The sequence below is a fragment of the Allorhizobium sp. NPDC080224 genome (genome assembly GCF_050281005.1).
Classification (GTDB): Bacteria; Pseudomonadota; Alphaproteobacteria; order Rhizobiales; family Rhizobiaceae; genus Allorhizobium.
On sequence record NZ_JBNNWJ010000005.1, the window covers coordinates 35,162 to 51,458 of the forward strand.

The following is a 16,297-nucleotide window of genomic DNA, read 5'->3' on the forward strand; positions in this document are numbered from 1 at the left end:
GCGTAAGTGATGGAAGAACACAGCCTGCCGGATAGGCCGCGGTCGTTATCCGACTAAGCGGGAATACCAGTCGGCATAGGGCGTGTTTTTCACGAGATACCGGTTGAAATCCGGTGCTCCGTCGTCCCACCAAGACTGGCCCGCGCTCGCCGAGTGCAATCTTGGCGGCATCGACGCGTTGACGGATCTCGCCAACAGCCCGCTCGTCGCTCTCAGGCTTTGACAGCGCTCGACGCGCTGCCATCAGTTCCTTGATCAGAGCTTCTCGGCGGGCAGGCGCAAGTGAGGGATCGCTCTTGCGCCAGAGCCGGCCTTTGACCACGAAATATCGCCCATCCGGCGTCTCCGGATAGACAGCTGCCTTGTCCCTTAACGAAGAAGCGGAGGCCGTCTTTTTACCGGTCATTCCAACTCGATCCAGACAGGCGCATGGTCACTCGTCTTCGGTAATGCCCGAACCCACCGATCGACGCCGGCTGCCTTCAATTCCGGCGCGAGCTGAGGGCTTAGCAAGAAATGGTCGATCCGCAGGCCCGCATCCCGTTCGAACGCATTTCGCCAGTACTTCCAGAATGTGTAGATCCTCTCATCCGGGAACATACGCCTGACCGCATCCGTCCATCCCTGTTCAAGAAGAGCCGCATAGGCGTTTCTCACCTCAGGGCGAAACAACGCATCATCGCGCCATCGCTCGGGCTTGTAGACATCGAGATCAGCAGGCATGACGTTGAAATCACCAACCAGGGCCACCGGAATGTCGAGCTCGAGCAGTTCTTGCGCATAGATGCGCAGCCTTTCGAACCAACGTAGCTTGTAGTCGAATTTCTGACCTGGCGCCGGATTGCCGTTCGGAAGATAGAGGCAGCCGATGATGACGCCATTGACGGCCGCTTCAATGTAGCGGCTTTGTCCGTCATCTGGCTCGTCATCTGGTCCGCCCGGCAGGGTCCTCTTCGTCTCGATGGGATCCGTGCCCCGCGCAAGGATTGCCACGCCATTCCAGCTCTTCTGACCGCGCCATATGGCACCATACCCTGCCCTCTCAAGTGCCTTCAGCGGGAATTTCTCACTGGGGGCTTTGAGTTCCTGCAGACAGACAATGTCGGGGGCGGCTTCATCCAGCCAGTGCAGCAGGATGTCCAGCCGCCCATTGATGCCGTTGATATTGTAGGTCGCGATTTTCACCGGACATGATCACTTGGTGCGATGATCACCACGATCGCCTTCGCCAGGCTTTGCATCGCCTTTTGCCTTGTGCCGCTTGTCGGCAGACAAGGAGCGGCCGACATCGACGCTCTCCTTGAACTTGCCGTCCTCGTCGCGCCGGACATAGCGCTTGTCCGTGCCGGTATCGATCAATTCGCGCTTGCTCATGAGCTTCTCCTTCTCGACAGTTGTGGAGAAACAACGCATGGATCACAGAAAAGATGCATGTGGTCACCGCGTTCGCCGGCCCCACCTTTCAGACTAGAAAGCATCTTGAGCGCCGCCGATTGAAGCAACGCTTTTCAGTCTTCCCGCCTTGGCTGTGATACAGGGGTGACCGACGAACAGGTCGGGACCCATCCAAACAACGTCAAAGTATGCTCCGACAGGGTCGGATCATGGCCCGTGAACAACGACCAGCATTGCAAAAGAACGAGGGCGCTCAACCCTTTCGGGGAGCGCCCTTGTCGACCCGGACGATGTCGCGCGGCGGAGGTGCTGCGCAACCATGATCGTCTATGACGGGTACTGAGAGTTAGATGGTGGGTCAAAGCCCTCTTCGCAAGACCTGTCATCTCCCCTCTTCGGCCGGATCCCTCACACGTTCAAGCTCGAAGAAGTAACGACGGACATCGTTCTCGATGACCATCAGTCCCATCAGCCTGTCCTCGCCAATCTGGCGAAAGTAATCGGTAATTGGCATCCGGTCATAGACCATGGCAGCACTTCTCATCCCCTCATATGGCAAGACCTTGAGCATGGCCGTCGGCCCGGCTGCACGCATGCCTTTCTGTAGATGGGAGAAGAGGTTGCGGGCAGTGCGTGTCCGACCAAGAAAATGAAAGCGAAGCGCCAGGCGTAACGGGATTGGCGCGGGATCGATGGCTGTCAGGCGCCTGTCACCCGACTGGAAGAGCAAAGCATCGGCGCGTAGATCTTCGGTAAAGCGCTTGCCGAACCAGCCGAGGTTTTCAAGAATACCATCGAGGGGATGGCCGGTTGGCACCCCGCGCCCCCTCCATAGACCTATGAGTTTCTCAGGCTCGACCGGTGCGAGCTGCCGAAACCTTTCAAGGGCTGAGAGCGCATTCATCAGGCATCGTCCTTGCTTAAACGGTGTTGTCTCGCCTTCTCCCTTGATCTGGCCGCGCGCCTTGCGATCCGCAATTCGTCGAGTGTCGGCAACCACCAGCCGCGCTTTCGCTCCTCGACCGTTGGCTCTGACCGGGTCGGCCAGGTCGTGACCAGTTCGGCAAGCGTCCCCACCCGCCAGTCAACCCAGACATAATCCTCTGCCTCGACCGGTGGAAAGTACAAGGTTTCGATCGTCTTTGCGTCGGCAAGCTCTCCGCTTCCACCGAGAAAGAAAACCACGCCCATCTTAGTGGATATCGCGCGGTCGATCGGCAGCATCGACGTGACCGGCACCGGATAACGCCGCCGTCGCCTCTCCCGGGCCCGGGCTTTTTTCACCTCGCCTTCTTCGGTTCCGCTGAGCGCGTTCCGTCTTTCCTGTCTTGCCTCAGGTTCGCTTTCTGCGGCAATCGTCTCGATCAATGGCCAGTGGCGCCGCAGATCCTCCAGGGACCGATAGGGAACGGCCCAGAGCTTCCGGTCGGGGTCCCATCTGGCACCTTCGATCTCGCGGATCTTGGAGATCAGCCTCCTGGAATAGGGTGTGCGGATCAAAAGGGCGGTTGATCCGGCTTCGAGATAGCGGCTCTTGATCGGATCAAAGGCAAAGGCGTCACGACCCTTTTCATCGGCAAAGGCTTCGCCTTCCGCCTCGAGCCTTGCCAGGAACCGGCCGATACGCGTTTGAGCGGTCCGGCCGGGTACGAACCAGGCGCGCTTGTGCTCACTCCAGCGGGCGCGCGGAAAGGCTTGGCGAAAGCGCTCAATCGTTACCCGGTCATGCGGCAGATCCGCGGTGGCACCGGTGGCGCTCTCAACCGCCTCGGCCATGGCTTTTCCCGGTTCAGTCGCGCTGCTCACCGCATGCCCCTCTTCTTCGTCAGCGTCTTGATTGCCTGCTCCAAAGATCGCTCGCCATCGCAATAGTCCTCCCAGGCCGATGTCTTCTTCAGAAGGGCTGGAACGCTCCTGATCGTGAACCTTGTCGGATCGAGCGTGGACTTAACCTGGGTCCAGTCCAGCGGCATGGAGACGGTTGCACCCGGCCGGGCCCGCGGTGACAGCGGCGCGACTGCCGTTGCCATGCGATCATTGCGTAAATAGTCGAGAAAGATGCGGCCCTTTCGCAGGCTCTTTGTCATCTTGATCAGATAGCGGCCGGGATCGTCTTCAGCCATTTGCTGGCAGACTTGACGGGCGAAGGCCTTGGCTTCGTCCCATGAGAGCGGCTTCTTCTTGTTCACTGCAAGGGGCGTGACCACATGCAGGCCTTTGCCCCCCGTGGTCTTACAAAAGCTGATGAGATTGAGCTCATCAAGGCGATCACGCATCTCGCGCGCGGCCTCAACCACGGCCGAGAACGGAACGTCAGGTCCAGGATCGAGGTCGAAGACGATCCGGCCAGGGATGTCTGGATGCCCCGGCTCGCAGTTCCAGGGATGCAATTCGAGGCCACCGATCTGGGCAATCGCAATCAGGCCCTCGATGCGGTCGACCTGGAGATAAGCCTTCTTGTCACCGCTGACCTTTACCAGTTCCAGAAGGTTCGAAGTCCCCGGCATGGCATGGCGCTGGAAGAACTGTTGTCCATCAATGCCATCAGGTGCCCTTATGATCGAGCATGGCCGACCTTTGACATGCTCGATAAGCCAGGATCCAACAGCCTCGTGGTATCGTGCAAGATCCTCCTTGGTAACGGGTCCGTCATCGCCAGCGTCAGGCCAGAGCGCTTTGTCTGGACTGGACAGCATGACCCCCATGACCTCGGCCTTGGCGCCTTTGCGCCGCCTGGGCGAAGCCCGCCTTGCCTTTTGCGGATCCGGAGACGCGACCTTGTCCGGCGATTGAGGTTTTTCCGCTTCGACGTCTCTAGCGGGCTTGTCCTCGCGCAATCCCTTGAAGGCTGCCTGGCGAACGAGACCGTCTGCTGTCCATCCGGCAAACTCAATTTCGGCAACCAGTTCGGGTTTCAGCCAGACGAGCTCGGCCGTCTTTTTCGGAGCACCGATCCCGGTAAAGGGTGACCGGGATGCTTCGTGCTCCTTCAGTTTGGGTAGCAGCTTTTCCAAGGTCGCTGCCCCATAGCCCGTGCCAACCCGACCGACATAGACGAAGTGCTTGCCCCGGTTGACCCCGACAAGCAACGAGCGGAACTTGCCGTCGGTCTTGGCATAGGCGCCGATCACCACTTCATGGCCGGCGCGGCACTTCGATTTGACCCATGTCTTGCTGCGCCCTGACTGATAGGGCTGATCGGCCCGTTTCGACACGATGCCTTCGAGCGAGAGCTTGCAGGCCGACCGCAAGACAGCATCGCCACCTGTCTCGAAATGCTCGACGAAGCGCAGCCTTGGATCGCCTGCCCCGTTTGCATCGGCCTCGGCCAGTCGCTGCCGCAGGCGCTCTTTGCGATCGACAAGGGGATCGCCACGCAGGTCCTCCGATGCATCAAACAGGAGATCGAAGGCAAAATAGACAAGGTTGCCGGTGGCCTTTTCTGATAGAGCTGCCTGGAGGGCTGCGAAGTCTGGCGCACCGTTTTCATCAAGCGCGCAAATCTCACCGTCAATAATGCAGTCGGGAAGGTGTGCGGCGACGCTGACGATTTGAGGATACCTCGCCGTCCAGTCGAGACCCTTGCGGGTCTTGAGAGTAACATTGCCGTCTTCCACCCGTATCTGGATGCGATATCCGTCGAACTTGATCTCATGCAGCCAATGGCTGTCCTGAGGGGGACGGGCGGCGGTTTCACAGAGCTGGGGCGCAATGAAGTCGGGCAGCTTTGATTTCGCAGAGTGAGACCCGCTTTTGCTCGAAGCCTTCTTCCGCGACGCCTTCTTTCGCTTGTCCGCGGCAAGGCCATGACGGCTGTCCCATTGCGCATCGGCTTTGATCTCGGCATTGGCAAGCATGAAGGGGCGAGGTTTGCGTCCTTTACCGGCGGCAATCTCATCCATGCTGCGGCCGGATGCGACCGATGTCCTGTTTTCCTCGAGCACTGCGGCACCGTCTTCATCGACCGCATGCTCGTCCCGGTGCTTAATCAACAACCAGTTCGTGCGCTTACCGCCGTCTCGATCACTGCGCATGCGTACAAGCACAAAACTGCCCTTGAGACGCTCGCCTTCAAGCGTGAACTTGAAGTCGCCCTTCTTCAAAGCCTCTTCTGGCGACTTCGACCCTTCCGGCTCCCAGTAGCCGCGGTCCCACAGCATCACGGTACCGCCGCCATACTGGCCCTTCGGGATCGTGCCTTCGAAGTCCCCGTAATCGAGTGGATGATCTTCGACTTCAACGGCGAGCCGCTTGTCCTGCGGATCAAGCGACGGTCCCCTGGTCACCGCCCAGGATCTGAAAACACCATCCAGTTCCAGTCGCAAGTCATAGTGCAGCCGGGTGGCATCGTGTTTCTGGATCACGAACCGAAAGCGGTTCGATGGCTTGACGCTGCCCGCTCCGCTCGGCTCAAGCGTCTTTTCAAAATCGCGCTTGGATCGATAGGTGGAGAGCGTGTCAGCCATTTGCCTATCTCCAGACTCAGTGGCCCGAAACCTTGAGAGCACCGAGCTCGCCAAAGGCCCGTTCAACCGCCGGAACGAGGCTCGACCGAATGTCTGCAGAGACTTCGATTTCGCCGTTCAGCGGCGCGTCGCGGCGCACTCCGCCATCGTGAGAGGCATCGCCGCCAGATGGTGAGAATCCGGACGTGTTGTCGCTGGTGGCAGACTGGATGAAGATATCCGTCCGGGCGACACCATGTTGCTGGACAAGATGCTCGACGGCAAGGTCCGCCGCCTCTCGCGTTTCAAAGGCGGCGTTGATGGTGGTGGTGCTCTCGTCGGCCATGACTATCCTCCGGTTTCACAAAATCATGGAAACGAAACGCCCGGGCGCCACAGGAGTTTCCACCGTGGCCTGGGCGAAACGCATTTGACAGGTGCACGGGCGGCAGAACATTGATATGTTCTTGTTTCGTTTCTTCCGGATTTGAGTGCTGACCACCATGGATGCCCGACCCGCGACCCTCCGTAAAATCATCCATGTGGATATGGACGCCTTCTATGCCTCGGTCGAGCAACGCGACAATCCGGAACTTCGTGGCAAACCCCTGGCAGTTGGCGGAGCCGCTGAACGGGGTGTTGTCGCTGCGGCCAGTTACGAGGCCCGGTTGTTCGGCGTTCATTCGGCCATGCCATCGGTCACGGCCGCCCGCAAATGCCCCGAGCTGATATTCGTGAAGCCGAGGTTTGACGTCTACCGCGAGGTCTCCCAAGAGATCCGCCAGATTTTTGCCGAGTACACACCGATGATTGAACCTCTTTCGCTCGATGAGGCCTATCTCGATGTCACCGAAAACCTGAAGGACATGCCCATTGCCACCGAGATTGCCCTGGAAATCCGCGCAAAGATCAAGGCGGCAACCGGGCTCAATGCGTCGGCGGGCATTTCCTACAACAAGTTCCTGGCCAAGATGGCGTCCGATCTCAACAAGCCGAACGGCCAGGCGGTCATTACGCCGAGACGTGGCCCGACCTTCGTCGAGCATCTGGCGGTCAAGAAATTTCACGGGGTCGGTCCCGCCACTGCCGAGAAGATGCACCGATTGGGAATAGAGACCGGCGCCGATCTGAGGGCAAAATCTCTGACCTTTCTGAGCGAACACTTCGGCAAGGCCGGCCCCTTCTTTTACGGGATTGCCAGAGGCATCGACGAGCGCCCGGTCAGGCCGGATCGGGAGCGCAAATCCATTGGTGCCGAAGACACGTTCGCCGTCGACATCAGCGCACTTCAGGCAGCATCAGACGAGCTGCGACCGCTCGCGCAAAAGGTCTGGTCTTCCTGCAAAGCCAAGGGCCTCAGTGGCAAGACACTCACCTTGAAGGTCAAGTATACCGATTTTGCCCAGGTGACCCGCAGCCGGACCACTTCCGTCCCGTTTGCAGATGTCGAACATATCCTGCAGGTTGCCGACGTGCTGCTTGCCGGCCTCTATCCCTTCAAACGTCCGGTCCGCCTGCTTGGATTGACCCTGTCGTCACTTTCTAGCGAAAAGAAAGATGATCAGGTCGATGAGCCCCAGCTCGGTCTTGCTTTGTAGCGATGGAAGCTTTGATCACATGCACCATGGAGCAATGACGGAATCGCCTGGTCTCCGCTGACCCAAGCTTTGAAACAATTGCGGCGCGATCTCGGCACCATAGGGTCAAGGAGATTGCAGCGCACACGACACCTCAAGACTGAATGCGCAGGCGCGGCAGGACTTGCCATCGGTAACGGAGAGATGTCGCGGGCTTTGGCGACGGCAAGCGGGGGACCGCAGAACCCTCGATTTGCAATTGCCAAATCAGTTCTAACCGAGAAGAGTGCCTCAAATGGAAGGGTTTCGATCGCCTTCGGCCTGAATGGAGAAAAATGTGAGAAAGAGACTGTTTGCGGTTGCGGTCACAGCGCTGCTGCCGGGCATCGGCCTCCTCACCTATAATGAGCTGTCGAACCGGCAGGAGCGACGCGTCGAGGTTCACAATCAAGTGTCTCAAACCGCTCGTGACGCTGCAGCAGAACTGGACAGGGTGCTGGAAGGCGCAAAGAGCCTGCTGATCGCGGTCTCAACCCTGCCAACTGTGGTCGATCTCGATCCCTTGAACTGCGGCACCTCACTGAGGCGGATCGCGAGCAATCTTGAAATGACCGGCGCAATCCTGGTCATTGACGCGCAACGCAAACTTGTCTGCGACAGCCAGGGGAATCCGGCCGGCGTCGATTTCTCGGAGCGACCCTATGTCAATGAAGGCCTGGCTGCTGACGCTGACACATTGGTGGTGGGCAACTATACCGTCAGCAAACTGACCGGCGCTGCCGTTCTTCCAGTGGCTGTGCCACTCTTGCGCAACGGTGCCGTCATCGGCGTCGTTGCAACAGCCATAAGGCTCGACTGGCTGCAGGAACGGATGGCAGAGCGAGACCTGACTGGTCGGGGGACTGTCATATTGGCCGATCGGCAAGGCGTGATCCTGTCACAGGCTCCAAGTTCCGGTGGGCTTATCGGCCAGAATTTGCCAGACATCCTTTCGTCCAAGCTACAAGCCACAGATCCTGGCACATTGGACGCGGTCGGGATGGACGGCCGCGACCAGACGATTATTGCCTATCGGCCGGCCACCCTCGGCATGCCGATATTCGTCAGCGCCGGGCTCTCCAGCGCTGAGGCTTTTCACAGCATCAACCGAACGACCTGGGCGAGCCTGTCAATGGTACTGCTCAGCGTCTTGACCGCCTTTCTGGCCGCGACAGTTGTCGCAGATCGATTGATCATCAGACCAATCTATCGGATCGTCGGCGTACTTGAGGCTTACAAGGCGGGACGACTCTCCAGCCGAACCCGTATGGAGAGTACCGACAGTGAACTCGGGCTCGTCGGAAGTACGGTCGACAGCCTGCTTGATGAACTCGAGGCAAGACGTCTTGCAGCAGATCTTTCCGAAGAACGTCGTGCATTGCTGGTCGGAGAGCTCAGGCACAGGGTCAAGAACACGCTTGCGGTGGTAACCGCCATCGCGCGCCAGACCTTTCCCCGCGATGAGCGCCTCACGTCATTTTCCCAGCGATTGTCGGCATTGGGTCGCGCCTATGATCTGCTTTTTACTGGGCAGGAAGGCACGCCAGACACGCAGATCGCCGAAGTCGTGAGAGCCGCGCTTGCGCCGTATGAGAACAACACCGATACACCTTTCCAGATCGCGGGTCCGCCCCTTCCCATCCAGCCCGAAGGTGGTCTGGCGCTTTCGCTGATCATCCATGAACTTGCCACCAACGCCACGAAGTATGGGGCGCTCAGTGACAAGAACGGGCGCGTCATGATCTCGTGGTCGAGCGCGAATGGACGCGTTTCGTTCTGCTGGCAGGAGAGGCACGGTCCACCGGTGTCGAAACCCGAACGCGCGGGCTTTGGCTCTCAGCTGATCGGCCGCGCCTTTCCCGCGACCTACAAGTCGGAACTGGATCTCGATTTCTCTGCCGATGGTCTCAAGTGCACCATCACGTTCGAGGAAGTCGTCCCGGGCAAGCCGACGCAGCTGAGCTGAGGGTCGGCTTCGCCGACGTCTGAAACGAGGCTACCGTGTCAAGCGACAAGGTTGACGGCAGAGCGACCGGCACCCAACTGATGCTCCTCGCCGGTACGCCGACAAATAATTGTTTCTTGCTCCATGCCGCGGAACGATACACGACGCGACGGGTTCGCTTCTGTGTAATGGGAGCGTCGCGATCGTCTTTTCTCCCGGAAAGATCGAGAAGCCTCTGCCAGATGTCCTCCCAGACTGGCAAAAACAGCGGCACTTTTTATGCCCGGTTCGGCTGCGATCGAAGCAAAGGCTGATCCTCGCGGGTTCACTCTAATCGACCCACCTTTACTGGGGTATCGTGAGAGAAACTCACAGCTGACATTGCGATTGAAGCACTCCCTTCGCAGCCGCGTGTTGCGGCCAGGACGGTGTGTTGAGGCTCGGACCTCAGGAGCGTGGCGCAGGCGGGATTGCTACCGGTTGCGACAGCTTCGACCCTCGCAGCACAGAACAACCGCATAGTTCCATTTCTCTGTCAGTTCACCGAAAACTCATGGGCATGGACAAAGCACAGTTTGTTGCCCTCGGGATCCCGACAATAAGCGGCGAAAAAGTCGCTGCTATATCGTGGCCGGAAACCGGGCGCCCCTTCGTCTGATCCCCCGTTCTCAAGTGCCGCCGTCCAGGCTGCAATGACATGCTGTGGCGATGACGCAGCAAAGCTGATCTGCACGCCGTTTCCGACCGTCGCCCGATGTCCGTTGACGGGATGCCTCAGTGCAAATTGAGGCCACCGGGCTTTGCCTCGCAACCATATGAAGCCGGCCGGACTATCGGGCGGTTGAGCGCTGTCACGCGTCAGGCCAAGTGTTTCGAGGACCCGATCGTAAAAGGCAAGCATGGCCTCAATGTCGTTTGCCCCGATCATGACATGACTGAACATCTCGAGACCTCATCGTTGCGGATAACATTCCTGGCCAGACTATGGCGAGCTGTAATGATCAGCCGGTCCTGAATGGCACCTTGCCAACCCCCTGCCGATCAGTTGCCCTCAGTAAGCCAAATGGGGCCCTAGCCAGCTTCGCTCAGAAACTGTTCGGTCTGAAGGAACTGGACTTGAACGGAAAAGCGGTCATGGAGGACTTCGAGCGAAGCATCATGGGTTTGATCGGTGCCGCTGCAGACGGCGTCTTTGAGAAGAATGACCCGGTAGCCGAGGTCGATTGCACCGAGCGTTGCGGCAAGAATACAGACATCCGTTTCGCCTCCTGTCAGAACAAGCGTGTCCACCCTCTCCTTGACCAGCGAGCGATGAAGTTCGCCGGACGTCCAAGGCGCATAGGTCATCTTGTCGAAGATACGCGCCGGCGGCACCATTGCCTTCAGTGCAGGCACAAGATCGATCATGCCGGGGTCTAGCCGCTCGAGCGTCATCACCTCCCATTTTTCATAGTAGCGGCGCCACATGCCGGATACGTCCGCAGGCCGCCTTGGCGGGATGAAACGGGTGAAGATCGTCCGATGGGCATGTCGTTCGGCAACTTCAGTAATTTGAGGCGAGATAGTCTGCATCCATGGAACTTGCCAAGCCGTTTCCTCGGCGAACATGCGCTGCATGTCGATGCAGAGATGGATCCAGTTGCTATTTCCGATCAGGCTCTCCATGAGCCCCGAACTTTAGCCTTGAATGAAAGTTCCGCCGGCAGGCTTCAGGCGCTCGCAGCCAGCAACCAGTCGGCGCGCCGGCCTGTAACGAGCTCACTTATGTCTAGTCCACGAGAGGGGTCACGGGCAGACGGCGCTTGTGTTCGCTGCCGCGGTAAAATGCCAGTATGCGCTCCTCGGCCTCCGCGCGGATCGCCTTTCCTTCCAGGAAATCATCAATCTCATCATAGGTGACACCAAAGACTTGCTCATCGGGCCGCAAAGGTGCGTCGGATTCCAGATCCGCAGTGGGCACCTTATATACGAGTTCACTGGGCGCACCCATTGCTGCAGCAATTGCCCTGACCCGTCTCTTTGTCAGCCCGGCCAAGGGCAGAATGTCAGCTGCCCCGTCCCCGAACTTGGTGAAAAAGCCCATGAGCGCTTCTGCGGCCTGATCGGTACCGATGACCAGACCCCGGACAGCTCCTGCCAGACCGTATTGGGCAATCATGCGCTGTCGGGCCTTGATGTTTCCCAGATGAAAATGCCTGGTCTTGATGTCGATAAGGTCGGCACCGTCCGCTGCAAGGGCATCCCAAATGGCGTCAGAAGCTGGCTTGATGTCTGCTGTTACCACGCGGTCTGGCTGGATGACATCAAGTGCCATCTGCGCATCCTTTTCGTCCGCTTGCACACCATAGGGCAGCCGGACAGCAATAAATCTTGCCTGATAACCGTCCTCACGGAGCTGCGAGACAGCAGACTGCGCCAGCATCCCGGCGGTCAATGAATCGACACCGCCACTGATGCCAAGCACATAGGCATGGCACGACAAATTGCGCAGATACTCCTTCAGGAACACCACGCGACGATGCGCCTCTTCCTCTGCATTGAAGTGAGACGTGACGCCCAAAGCTGAGGCGATGGTTTGCTGTGCGATTGTCATAATTACCCGGTCGTTTGCGTCCAGTTGCCATAAGTTGACGCGGTTCGGCGTCGTCATTTCAGGCAAACAGCGCCGGGCGCTGATCGTTCCCAACTCGACCGGACCCGGCGCACGAGACAGCTTACCGGACGATCTTCAAGGCTTGATCAAGGATAGCAACGCCATCTGGGCTCCATCCGGACTGACAAGCAGCAGAGGCAAACAAGCCTTTGCAAGCTCGCTCTGGCTTAATTTTCCTGTGGTCTATCCACGATCAAAAAGGGTGATCAGACCTGTTCGGCTATTCCTGCCGGATTTTCTGGGACACAGATAATGAATTGCTCTCAACACGAGGAACCTAGGCATGACCACGACAAACGAAATTGCCGACAAAATCGCATCCGAACACAACCTGACGAAGGCTCAGGCAAAGGCGATCGTCGAGAGCGTCTTCAGCCAGATCGCTGAAGCCGCAAAGGCTGGCGCTGAGACATCCATTCCGTCTTTTGGCAAGTTCAAGGTCAAGGATACCCCTGAAAGGGAAGGTCGCAACCCTGCGACCGGTGCCACCATCAAGATTGCTGCGGCAAAGAAGCTGGCCTTCACGCCCGGCAAGGCTTTGAAAGATGCGCTGAACGGCTAAGGGCATTATTCGCCGGAACTGGTGGCCCTATCGGCCGCCAGATCTACGCACGCCCCCCTTGGCCGTCATGTCGGCCAGGGCGGCATGAGACACGATCTTACCCCATGGATCGCAGTGTGTGGCCTCAGAGGCAAGCGATGCGGGCGCTGTGGCAGCCAACAGGCATCCATGGCGCGTTCTTACACGCTGTTTTTAAGCGGTTCGAAATGCATGGAATTTGCTCAGCTACGTTGAGCGTATCGCGCGATTGTCAAACTCGTCAAAGGAATGCGGCCTAAGCCGCACCCTCGTCGCGCTGCGAGGACGAAAGAGACATCAACCAGTTGCTGGCCTCGGAGGCTTTCGACGCTGCGGTGAACACCGCCTTCTTGTCGGACTTCAACACGGTCAACCAGTGCTTGATGTACTGGGCATGATCCAGACGCGGCTCGGGTACCAGACCGAGATCGCCGCACAGGAAGGCAGCCCCCAGTTCGGCGACGAGCTCTTCCATGGCATAGGCTTCAGTGCCAAATCTGCCGGACAGATCGCGTGAAAGACGGCCCTTCGATCCTGCCCAATGCGTCAGTTCATGGCAGAGCGTGCTGTAATATCCCTCTGCAGGGCTTGTGGTGGCCGTGCCCATAAAGCGGCGACGCTCCGGCATGCGGATGATGTCAGCAGACGGGACATAGCAGGCCTTGTCACCCCCCTCCTCGATGACAGCACCGGTTGCCTTAACGAAGGCTTCGGCTCGAGCGATCGGATCGAATGCGGGCAGGTCCGGGATATCCACTTGATCAAGAGGGAAACCATCGACCTGGGCGGCATTGAAGACCCAGCTGGCACGGAGAACCTTACGTTCGGTCTGCTCGGCCTCGCCGGTCTGGTCATTGACCTGCTCGACATCGAAAGTCTTGTAGAAGACGACGAGGGAGGATTTCTCGCCCTTGCGGACCTGACAATCGGCCTCTTGCCACTGGCGGTAGGTGCCCCAGACATTCGAGGGATAGTCTGACGCCTGGGCAGCGATCCACAGCGAGACAATGTTCACGCCGTTATAGGGCTTGCGTGATGCGACATTGACGGGACGTGCAAAGCTTGTCGCTGTATTGCCGATCCAGGGGAGCTGGAACTCGCCTGCGTTTTCGAGAGCATCGACGATGCGGTTGGTGACTTCCTGATGGACATCGAATTTGGATGACGATGATTTGGACATGATTGCTTCCTTTCGCTGTGGAGACCGCGACCATCGCGGCCTGATGGCGTCCGGAGAGACAGGCCAAAACAGCCCATGCACCCCGAAGGGGCGGGCGAAGCGAAAAGACGGTGCATACCGTTGCATGGGATGGGAGGGGCTGTCAGGAAAGCCCAAGGAAGGCAGCTATGGTGTGGTTCATTGAGAGGAGGCGCCACCAGATCATCAACAGGCTTGAGGATCTGATCGAAGGCGATCCCTGATGCCATGCCCACCGACAGCCGTCCTCGAGACCGTCGACCGCGGATCAAGCTTGGAGCAAGAAATGGTGAAACGTGGCCGAGTGACGGATTGATGACGAAACTGGAAGGAGACTGAAAGCCATCTTACGTCGCTGACATGCTGAGCGCCTAAAGACGTCGAGGAAGGCAGCCGGTTCGATCCGGGTCGAGCTGCAGCCTCGTCATGACAAGGTGCAAGCGATGAAGATCATCCAGATCAGCGATACACATTTCAGCCCGACCAAGCCGCATTTCAACGGCAACTGGGATCCGATCCGGCAGTGGATCGAAGACGAACAGCCCGACCTTGTCGTCCATACGGGCGACCTGAGCGTCGATGGGGCTGATCTTGACGAGGATCTCAGTTTCTCCGTGGCACTGCTTGGCGAATTGACAGTGCCAGTCCTGGTCGTGCCTGGAAACCACGATGTCGGTCACATGCCAGGGTCCCATCAGCCGATCGACGATCTGCGCCTCAAGCGCTGGCGTGCTCTTGTCGGGCCGGATCGCTTTGCCAAGGTTATCGGCGACTGGCTGGTCATCGGCATCAACAGCCTGCTCATCGGCTCCGGTCATGTTGAGGAAGACACACAGCTTGTCTGGCTGAGCGATACCCTTGCGAACCGCGATGGTCGCCGCGTGGTCATCTTCGCCCACAAGCCTCTCTTCGTCGACACCCCAGAGGAAGGAGACACCGGCTATTGGGGAGCACCACCCAGACAACGCCGCGAAATCCTCGATCTGCTGGCCGAGCATCAGGTCGCATTGTATGCCAGCGGCCATCTCCACTGGGCCTGGCAGGGAAGCCTGGGGCTCACGCAGCTTGTCTGGGCGCCTCCGACGTCATTCATCATCGACAAACTCGAGCGGGAAATGCCGGGCAGCCGGATCGTCGGGGCAGCAATCCATCGGCTCGGCGAAACGGTCGAAAGCGAACTTGTCCCGGTTGCCGGCACGACAGCACATGTTCTCGACGAGGTGATCGACGACGTCTATCCGCGCAACAGTACAACTGCGTCTGTGGAGGCCGCGCAATGAGTGCCTTCAGTCTTCGTGACATCAACAAGTCCTATGGCGGCAACAGCATATTGAAGGGTGTCAGCCTTCAGGCCGAAGCGGGTGAGTTCATTGCCCTTGTTGGTCCCTCCGGCTGCGGCAAGAGCACGCTGCTTCGCATCGTCGCCGGCCTTGATCATGCCGACCGGGGTGAGATCATCATCGGCAGTGAAGACGTGTCTTCACGGGCGGCCGGTGATCGCAACATCGCCATGGTCTTTCAGTCCTACGCCCTCTACCCGCATCTGACCGCGGGTCAGAACATTGCCGTTCCCCTGGCCATGCGCCGTCTCTCAGTCGCTGGGCGCATGCCCCTGATCGGCGGTCTGTTGCCAGAGCAGCGAAAGATCAGGTCCGAGATCCAGCGCCAGGTGCAGACCATGGCCACCTCCTTGAAGATCGACCATCTCCTTGACCGCAAGCCGGGCCAGATGTCGGGGGGCCAGCGCCAGCGCGTGGCACTCGCCCGCGCCATGGTCCGCCATCCAAGCGTCTTCCTTATGGACGAGCCTCTGTCCAACCTCGATGCCAATCTTCGCGTTCACGCACGCGGCGAGATCGTCGAACTGCACCGCCGGGCCGGTGTCCCGACGCTCTATGTGACACATGATCAGTCCGAGGCGCTGTCGATGGCAGACCGGGTCGCCGTGATGATCGGTGGACGCCTGCTGCAATTCGACAGCCCCCGTCGGATCTATGATGAACCCGTCCATCTCGAAGTCGCCAAATTCCTGGGCCAGCCGCGCATCAATCTCCTGCCCACCGTGGTCGACGACAACGGCCTTGTCCAGGCCGGCGAGATCCGCTTCTTGCCCCATGCTCCGCTCAAGCCGACCACGCCCGTCACCGTGGCGTTTCGTCCGGAATTCGTTCACCTGACACGTGCCGGCGAAGGCAGTCTGCCGGCCCGTATAGAGCGGCTTGAATTCCTCGGCTCAGAAGTCATCGTCTTCACCAGGCTTGCGGCCATGGACGGCGTTGTCGTTGCCAAGATCGCGCCTGGCGAGGCGATCGGTCTGGCCGCGGGCCAGCCCATCGATCTGAAACTTGATCCGTCAGCAATCCTGGTCTTTGACGAAAACGGTGACCGGCTGTCTGCAAAGGTTGCCATGGTTTCCGCCAGACGCACGGAGGCGGCCCATGGCTAGCCTTGCGATCGAACCTGGC

The 16,297-nt window shown here is 58.9% G+C and carries 15 protein-coding genes and 1 pseudogene; 5 read left to right on the forward strand and 11 right to left on the reverse strand.

Going from position 1 to position 16,297, the window contains the following annotated elements:
- Positions 1 to 45 precede the first annotated feature (45 nt).
- From ACQKP1_RS22335 to ACQKP1_RS22365, 7 genes and pseudogenes are all read right to left on the reverse strand, one after another.
- Positions 46 to 406 (reverse strand): annotated as a pseudogene (locus ACQKP1_RS22335) (hypothetical protein).
- A complete protein-coding gene (gene xth, locus ACQKP1_RS22340; protein ID WP_427277083.1) occupies positions 403 to 1,185 on the reverse strand; it encodes an exodeoxyribonuclease III in 783 nt (260 codons plus the stop codon). The pseudogene ACQKP1_RS22335 and the gene xth overlap by 4 nt, the downstream one beginning before the upstream one ends.
- Before the next feature lie 9 nt (positions 1,186 to 1,194).
- The gene (locus ACQKP1_RS22345; RefSeq protein ID WP_427277084.1) at positions 1,195 to 1,374 is read right to left on the reverse strand and encodes a hypothetical protein; all 180 of its coding nucleotides are present in this window, start codon (positions 1,372 to 1,374) and stop codon (positions 1,195 to 1,197) included.
- A gap of 403 nt (positions 1,375 to 1,777) precedes the next feature.
- Positions 1,778 to 2,299 carry a GXWXG domain-containing protein gene (locus ACQKP1_RS22350; protein ID WP_427277085.1) on the reverse strand — a complete coding sequence of 174 codons (522 nt, stop codon included), beginning with the start codon at positions 2,297 to 2,299 and terminating at the stop codon, positions 1,778 to 1,780.
- Positions 2,299 to 3,171 (reverse strand): hypothetical protein, encoded by an 873-nt coding sequence (locus ACQKP1_RS22355; RefSeq protein WP_427277086.1) that lies wholly within the window; start codon positions 3,169 to 3,171, stop codon positions 2,299 to 2,301. Before ACQKP1_RS22355 ends, ACQKP1_RS22350 begins: the two co-directional genes overlap by 1 nt.
- A 26-nt stretch (positions 3,172 to 3,197) precedes the next feature.
- Complete coding sequence (gene ligD / locus ACQKP1_RS22360; RefSeq protein WP_427277087.1) at positions 3,198 to 5,861, reverse strand: DNA ligase D; 2,664 nt, start codon at positions 5,859 to 5,861, stop codon at positions 3,198 to 3,200.
- 16 nt (positions 5,862 to 5,877) lie between these two features.
- Positions 5,878 to 6,186, reverse strand: a complete 309-nt coding sequence (locus ACQKP1_RS22365) for a hypothetical protein (RefSeq protein ID WP_427277088.1) — start codon at positions 6,184 to 6,186, stop codon at positions 5,878 to 5,880.
- Positions 6,187 to 6,343: 157 nt separating this feature from the next.
- On the opposite strand from ACQKP1_RS22365, the gene dinB reads away from it, so the two are divergent.
- Both dinB and ACQKP1_RS22375 read left to right on the forward strand, forming a co-directional pair.
- On the forward strand, positions 6,344 to 7,438 hold the full coding sequence (gene dinB, locus ACQKP1_RS22370) for a DNA polymerase IV (RefSeq protein ID WP_427277089.1): 1,095 nt from the start codon (positions 6,344 to 6,346) through the stop codon (positions 7,436 to 7,438).
- A 316-nt stretch (positions 7,439 to 7,754) separates the two neighbouring features.
- Positions 7,755 to 9,422, forward strand: a complete 1,668-nt coding sequence (locus ACQKP1_RS22375) for a sensor histidine kinase (protein WP_427277090.1) — start codon at positions 7,755 to 7,757, stop codon at positions 9,420 to 9,422.
- A 514-nt stretch (positions 9,423 to 9,936) separates the two neighbouring features.
- On the opposite strand, the gene ACQKP1_RS22380 is transcribed toward ACQKP1_RS22375, so the two are convergent.
- From ACQKP1_RS22380 to nadE, 3 genes are all read right to left on the reverse strand, one after another.
- On the reverse strand, positions 9,937 to 10,344 hold the full coding sequence (locus ACQKP1_RS22380; RefSeq protein WP_427277091.1) for a VOC family protein: 408 nt from the start codon (positions 10,342 to 10,344) through the stop codon (positions 9,937 to 9,939).
- Between the two features lie 128 nt (positions 10,345 to 10,472).
- A complete protein-coding gene (locus ACQKP1_RS22385) occupies positions 10,473 to 11,066 on the reverse strand; it encodes a cysteine hydrolase family protein (protein WP_427277092.1) in 594 nt (197 codons plus the stop codon).
- A gap of 103 nt (positions 11,067 to 11,169) precedes the next feature.
- Entirely contained in the window at positions 11,170 to 11,994 is an 825-nt protein-coding gene (gene nadE, locus ACQKP1_RS22390) for an ammonia-dependent NAD(+) synthetase (RefSeq protein ID WP_427277147.1), read from the reverse strand.
- 343 nt (positions 11,995 to 12,337) lie between these two features.
- Here nadE and ACQKP1_RS22395 point away from each other — a divergent pair, with 343 nt between their 5' ends.
- The gene (locus tag ACQKP1_RS22395) at positions 12,338 to 12,616 is read left to right on the forward strand and encodes an HU family DNA-binding protein (RefSeq protein WP_427277093.1); all 279 of its coding nucleotides are present in this window, start codon (positions 12,338 to 12,340) and stop codon (positions 12,614 to 12,616) included.
- Positions 12,617 to 12,890: 274 nt separating this feature from the next.
- On the opposite strand, the gene ACQKP1_RS22400 is transcribed toward ACQKP1_RS22395, so the two are convergent.
- A complete protein-coding gene (locus tag ACQKP1_RS22400) occupies positions 12,891 to 13,814 on the reverse strand; it encodes an ArdC family protein (protein ID WP_427277094.1) in 924 nt (307 codons plus the stop codon).
- A gap of 461 nt (positions 13,815 to 14,275) precedes the next feature.
- On the opposite strand from ACQKP1_RS22400, the gene ACQKP1_RS22405 reads away from it, so the two are divergent.
- Together ACQKP1_RS22405 and ACQKP1_RS22410 are read left to right on the forward strand one after the other, a co-directional pair.
- Positions 14,276 to 15,112 carry a metallophosphoesterase family protein gene (locus ACQKP1_RS22405; protein WP_427277095.1) on the forward strand — a complete coding sequence of 279 codons (837 nt, stop codon included), beginning with the start codon at positions 14,276 to 14,278 and terminating at the stop codon, positions 15,110 to 15,112.
- Positions 15,109 to 16,278, forward strand: a complete 1,170-nt coding sequence (locus ACQKP1_RS22410) for an ABC transporter ATP-binding protein (protein WP_427277096.1) — start codon at positions 15,109 to 15,111, stop codon at positions 16,276 to 16,278. Before ACQKP1_RS22405 ends, ACQKP1_RS22410 begins: the two co-directional genes overlap by 4 nt.
- Positions 16,279 to 16,297: the final 19 nt, after the last annotated feature.

Coding starts and splice junctions, on each gene's coding strand:
- ACQKP1_RS22345 (WP_427277084.1), bottom strand. CDS start 1,374: ATGAGCAAGCGCGAATTGATCGATACCGGCACGGACAAGCGCTATGTC.
- ACQKP1_RS22350 (WP_427277085.1), bottom strand. CDS start 2,299: ATGAATGCGCTCTCAGCCCTTGAAAGGTTTCGGCAGCTCGCACCGGTC.
- ACQKP1_RS22355 (WP_427277086.1), bottom strand. CDS start 3,171: ATGGCCGAGGCGGTTGAGAGCGCCACCGGTGCCACCGCGGATCTGCCG.
- ligD (WP_427277087.1), bottom strand. CDS start 5,861: ATGGCTGACACGCTCTCCACCTATCGATCCAAGCGCGATTTTGAAAAG.
- ACQKP1_RS22365 (WP_427277088.1), bottom strand. CDS start 6,186: ATGGCCGACGAGAGCACCACCACCATCAACGCCGCCTTTGAAACGCGA.
- dinB (WP_427277089.1), top strand. CDS start 6,344: ATGGATGCCCGACCCGCGACCCTCCGTAAAATCATCCATGTGGATATG.
- ACQKP1_RS22380 (WP_427277091.1), bottom strand. CDS start 10,344: ATGTTCAGTCATGTCATGATCGGGGCAAACGACATTGAGGCCATGCTT.
- ACQKP1_RS22385 (WP_427277092.1), bottom strand. CDS start 11,066: ATGGAGAGCCTGATCGGAAATAGCAACTGGATCCATCTCTGCATCGAC.
- nadE (WP_427277147.1), bottom strand. CDS start 11,994: ATGACAATCGCACAGCAAACCATCGCCTCAGCTTTGGGCGTCACGTCT.
- ACQKP1_RS22395 (WP_427277093.1), top strand. CDS start 12,338: ATGACCACGACAAACGAAATTGCCGACAAAATCGCATCCGAACACAAC.
- ACQKP1_RS22400 (WP_427277094.1), bottom strand. CDS start 13,814: ATGTCCAAATCATCGTCATCCAAATTCGATGTCCATCAGGAAGTCACC.
- ACQKP1_RS22405 (WP_427277095.1), top strand. CDS start 14,276: ATGAAGATCATCCAGATCAGCGATACACATTTCAGCCCGACCAAGCCG.
- ACQKP1_RS22410 (WP_427277096.1), top strand. CDS start 15,109: ATGAGTGCCTTCAGTCTTCGTGACATCAACAAGTCCTATGGCGGCAAC.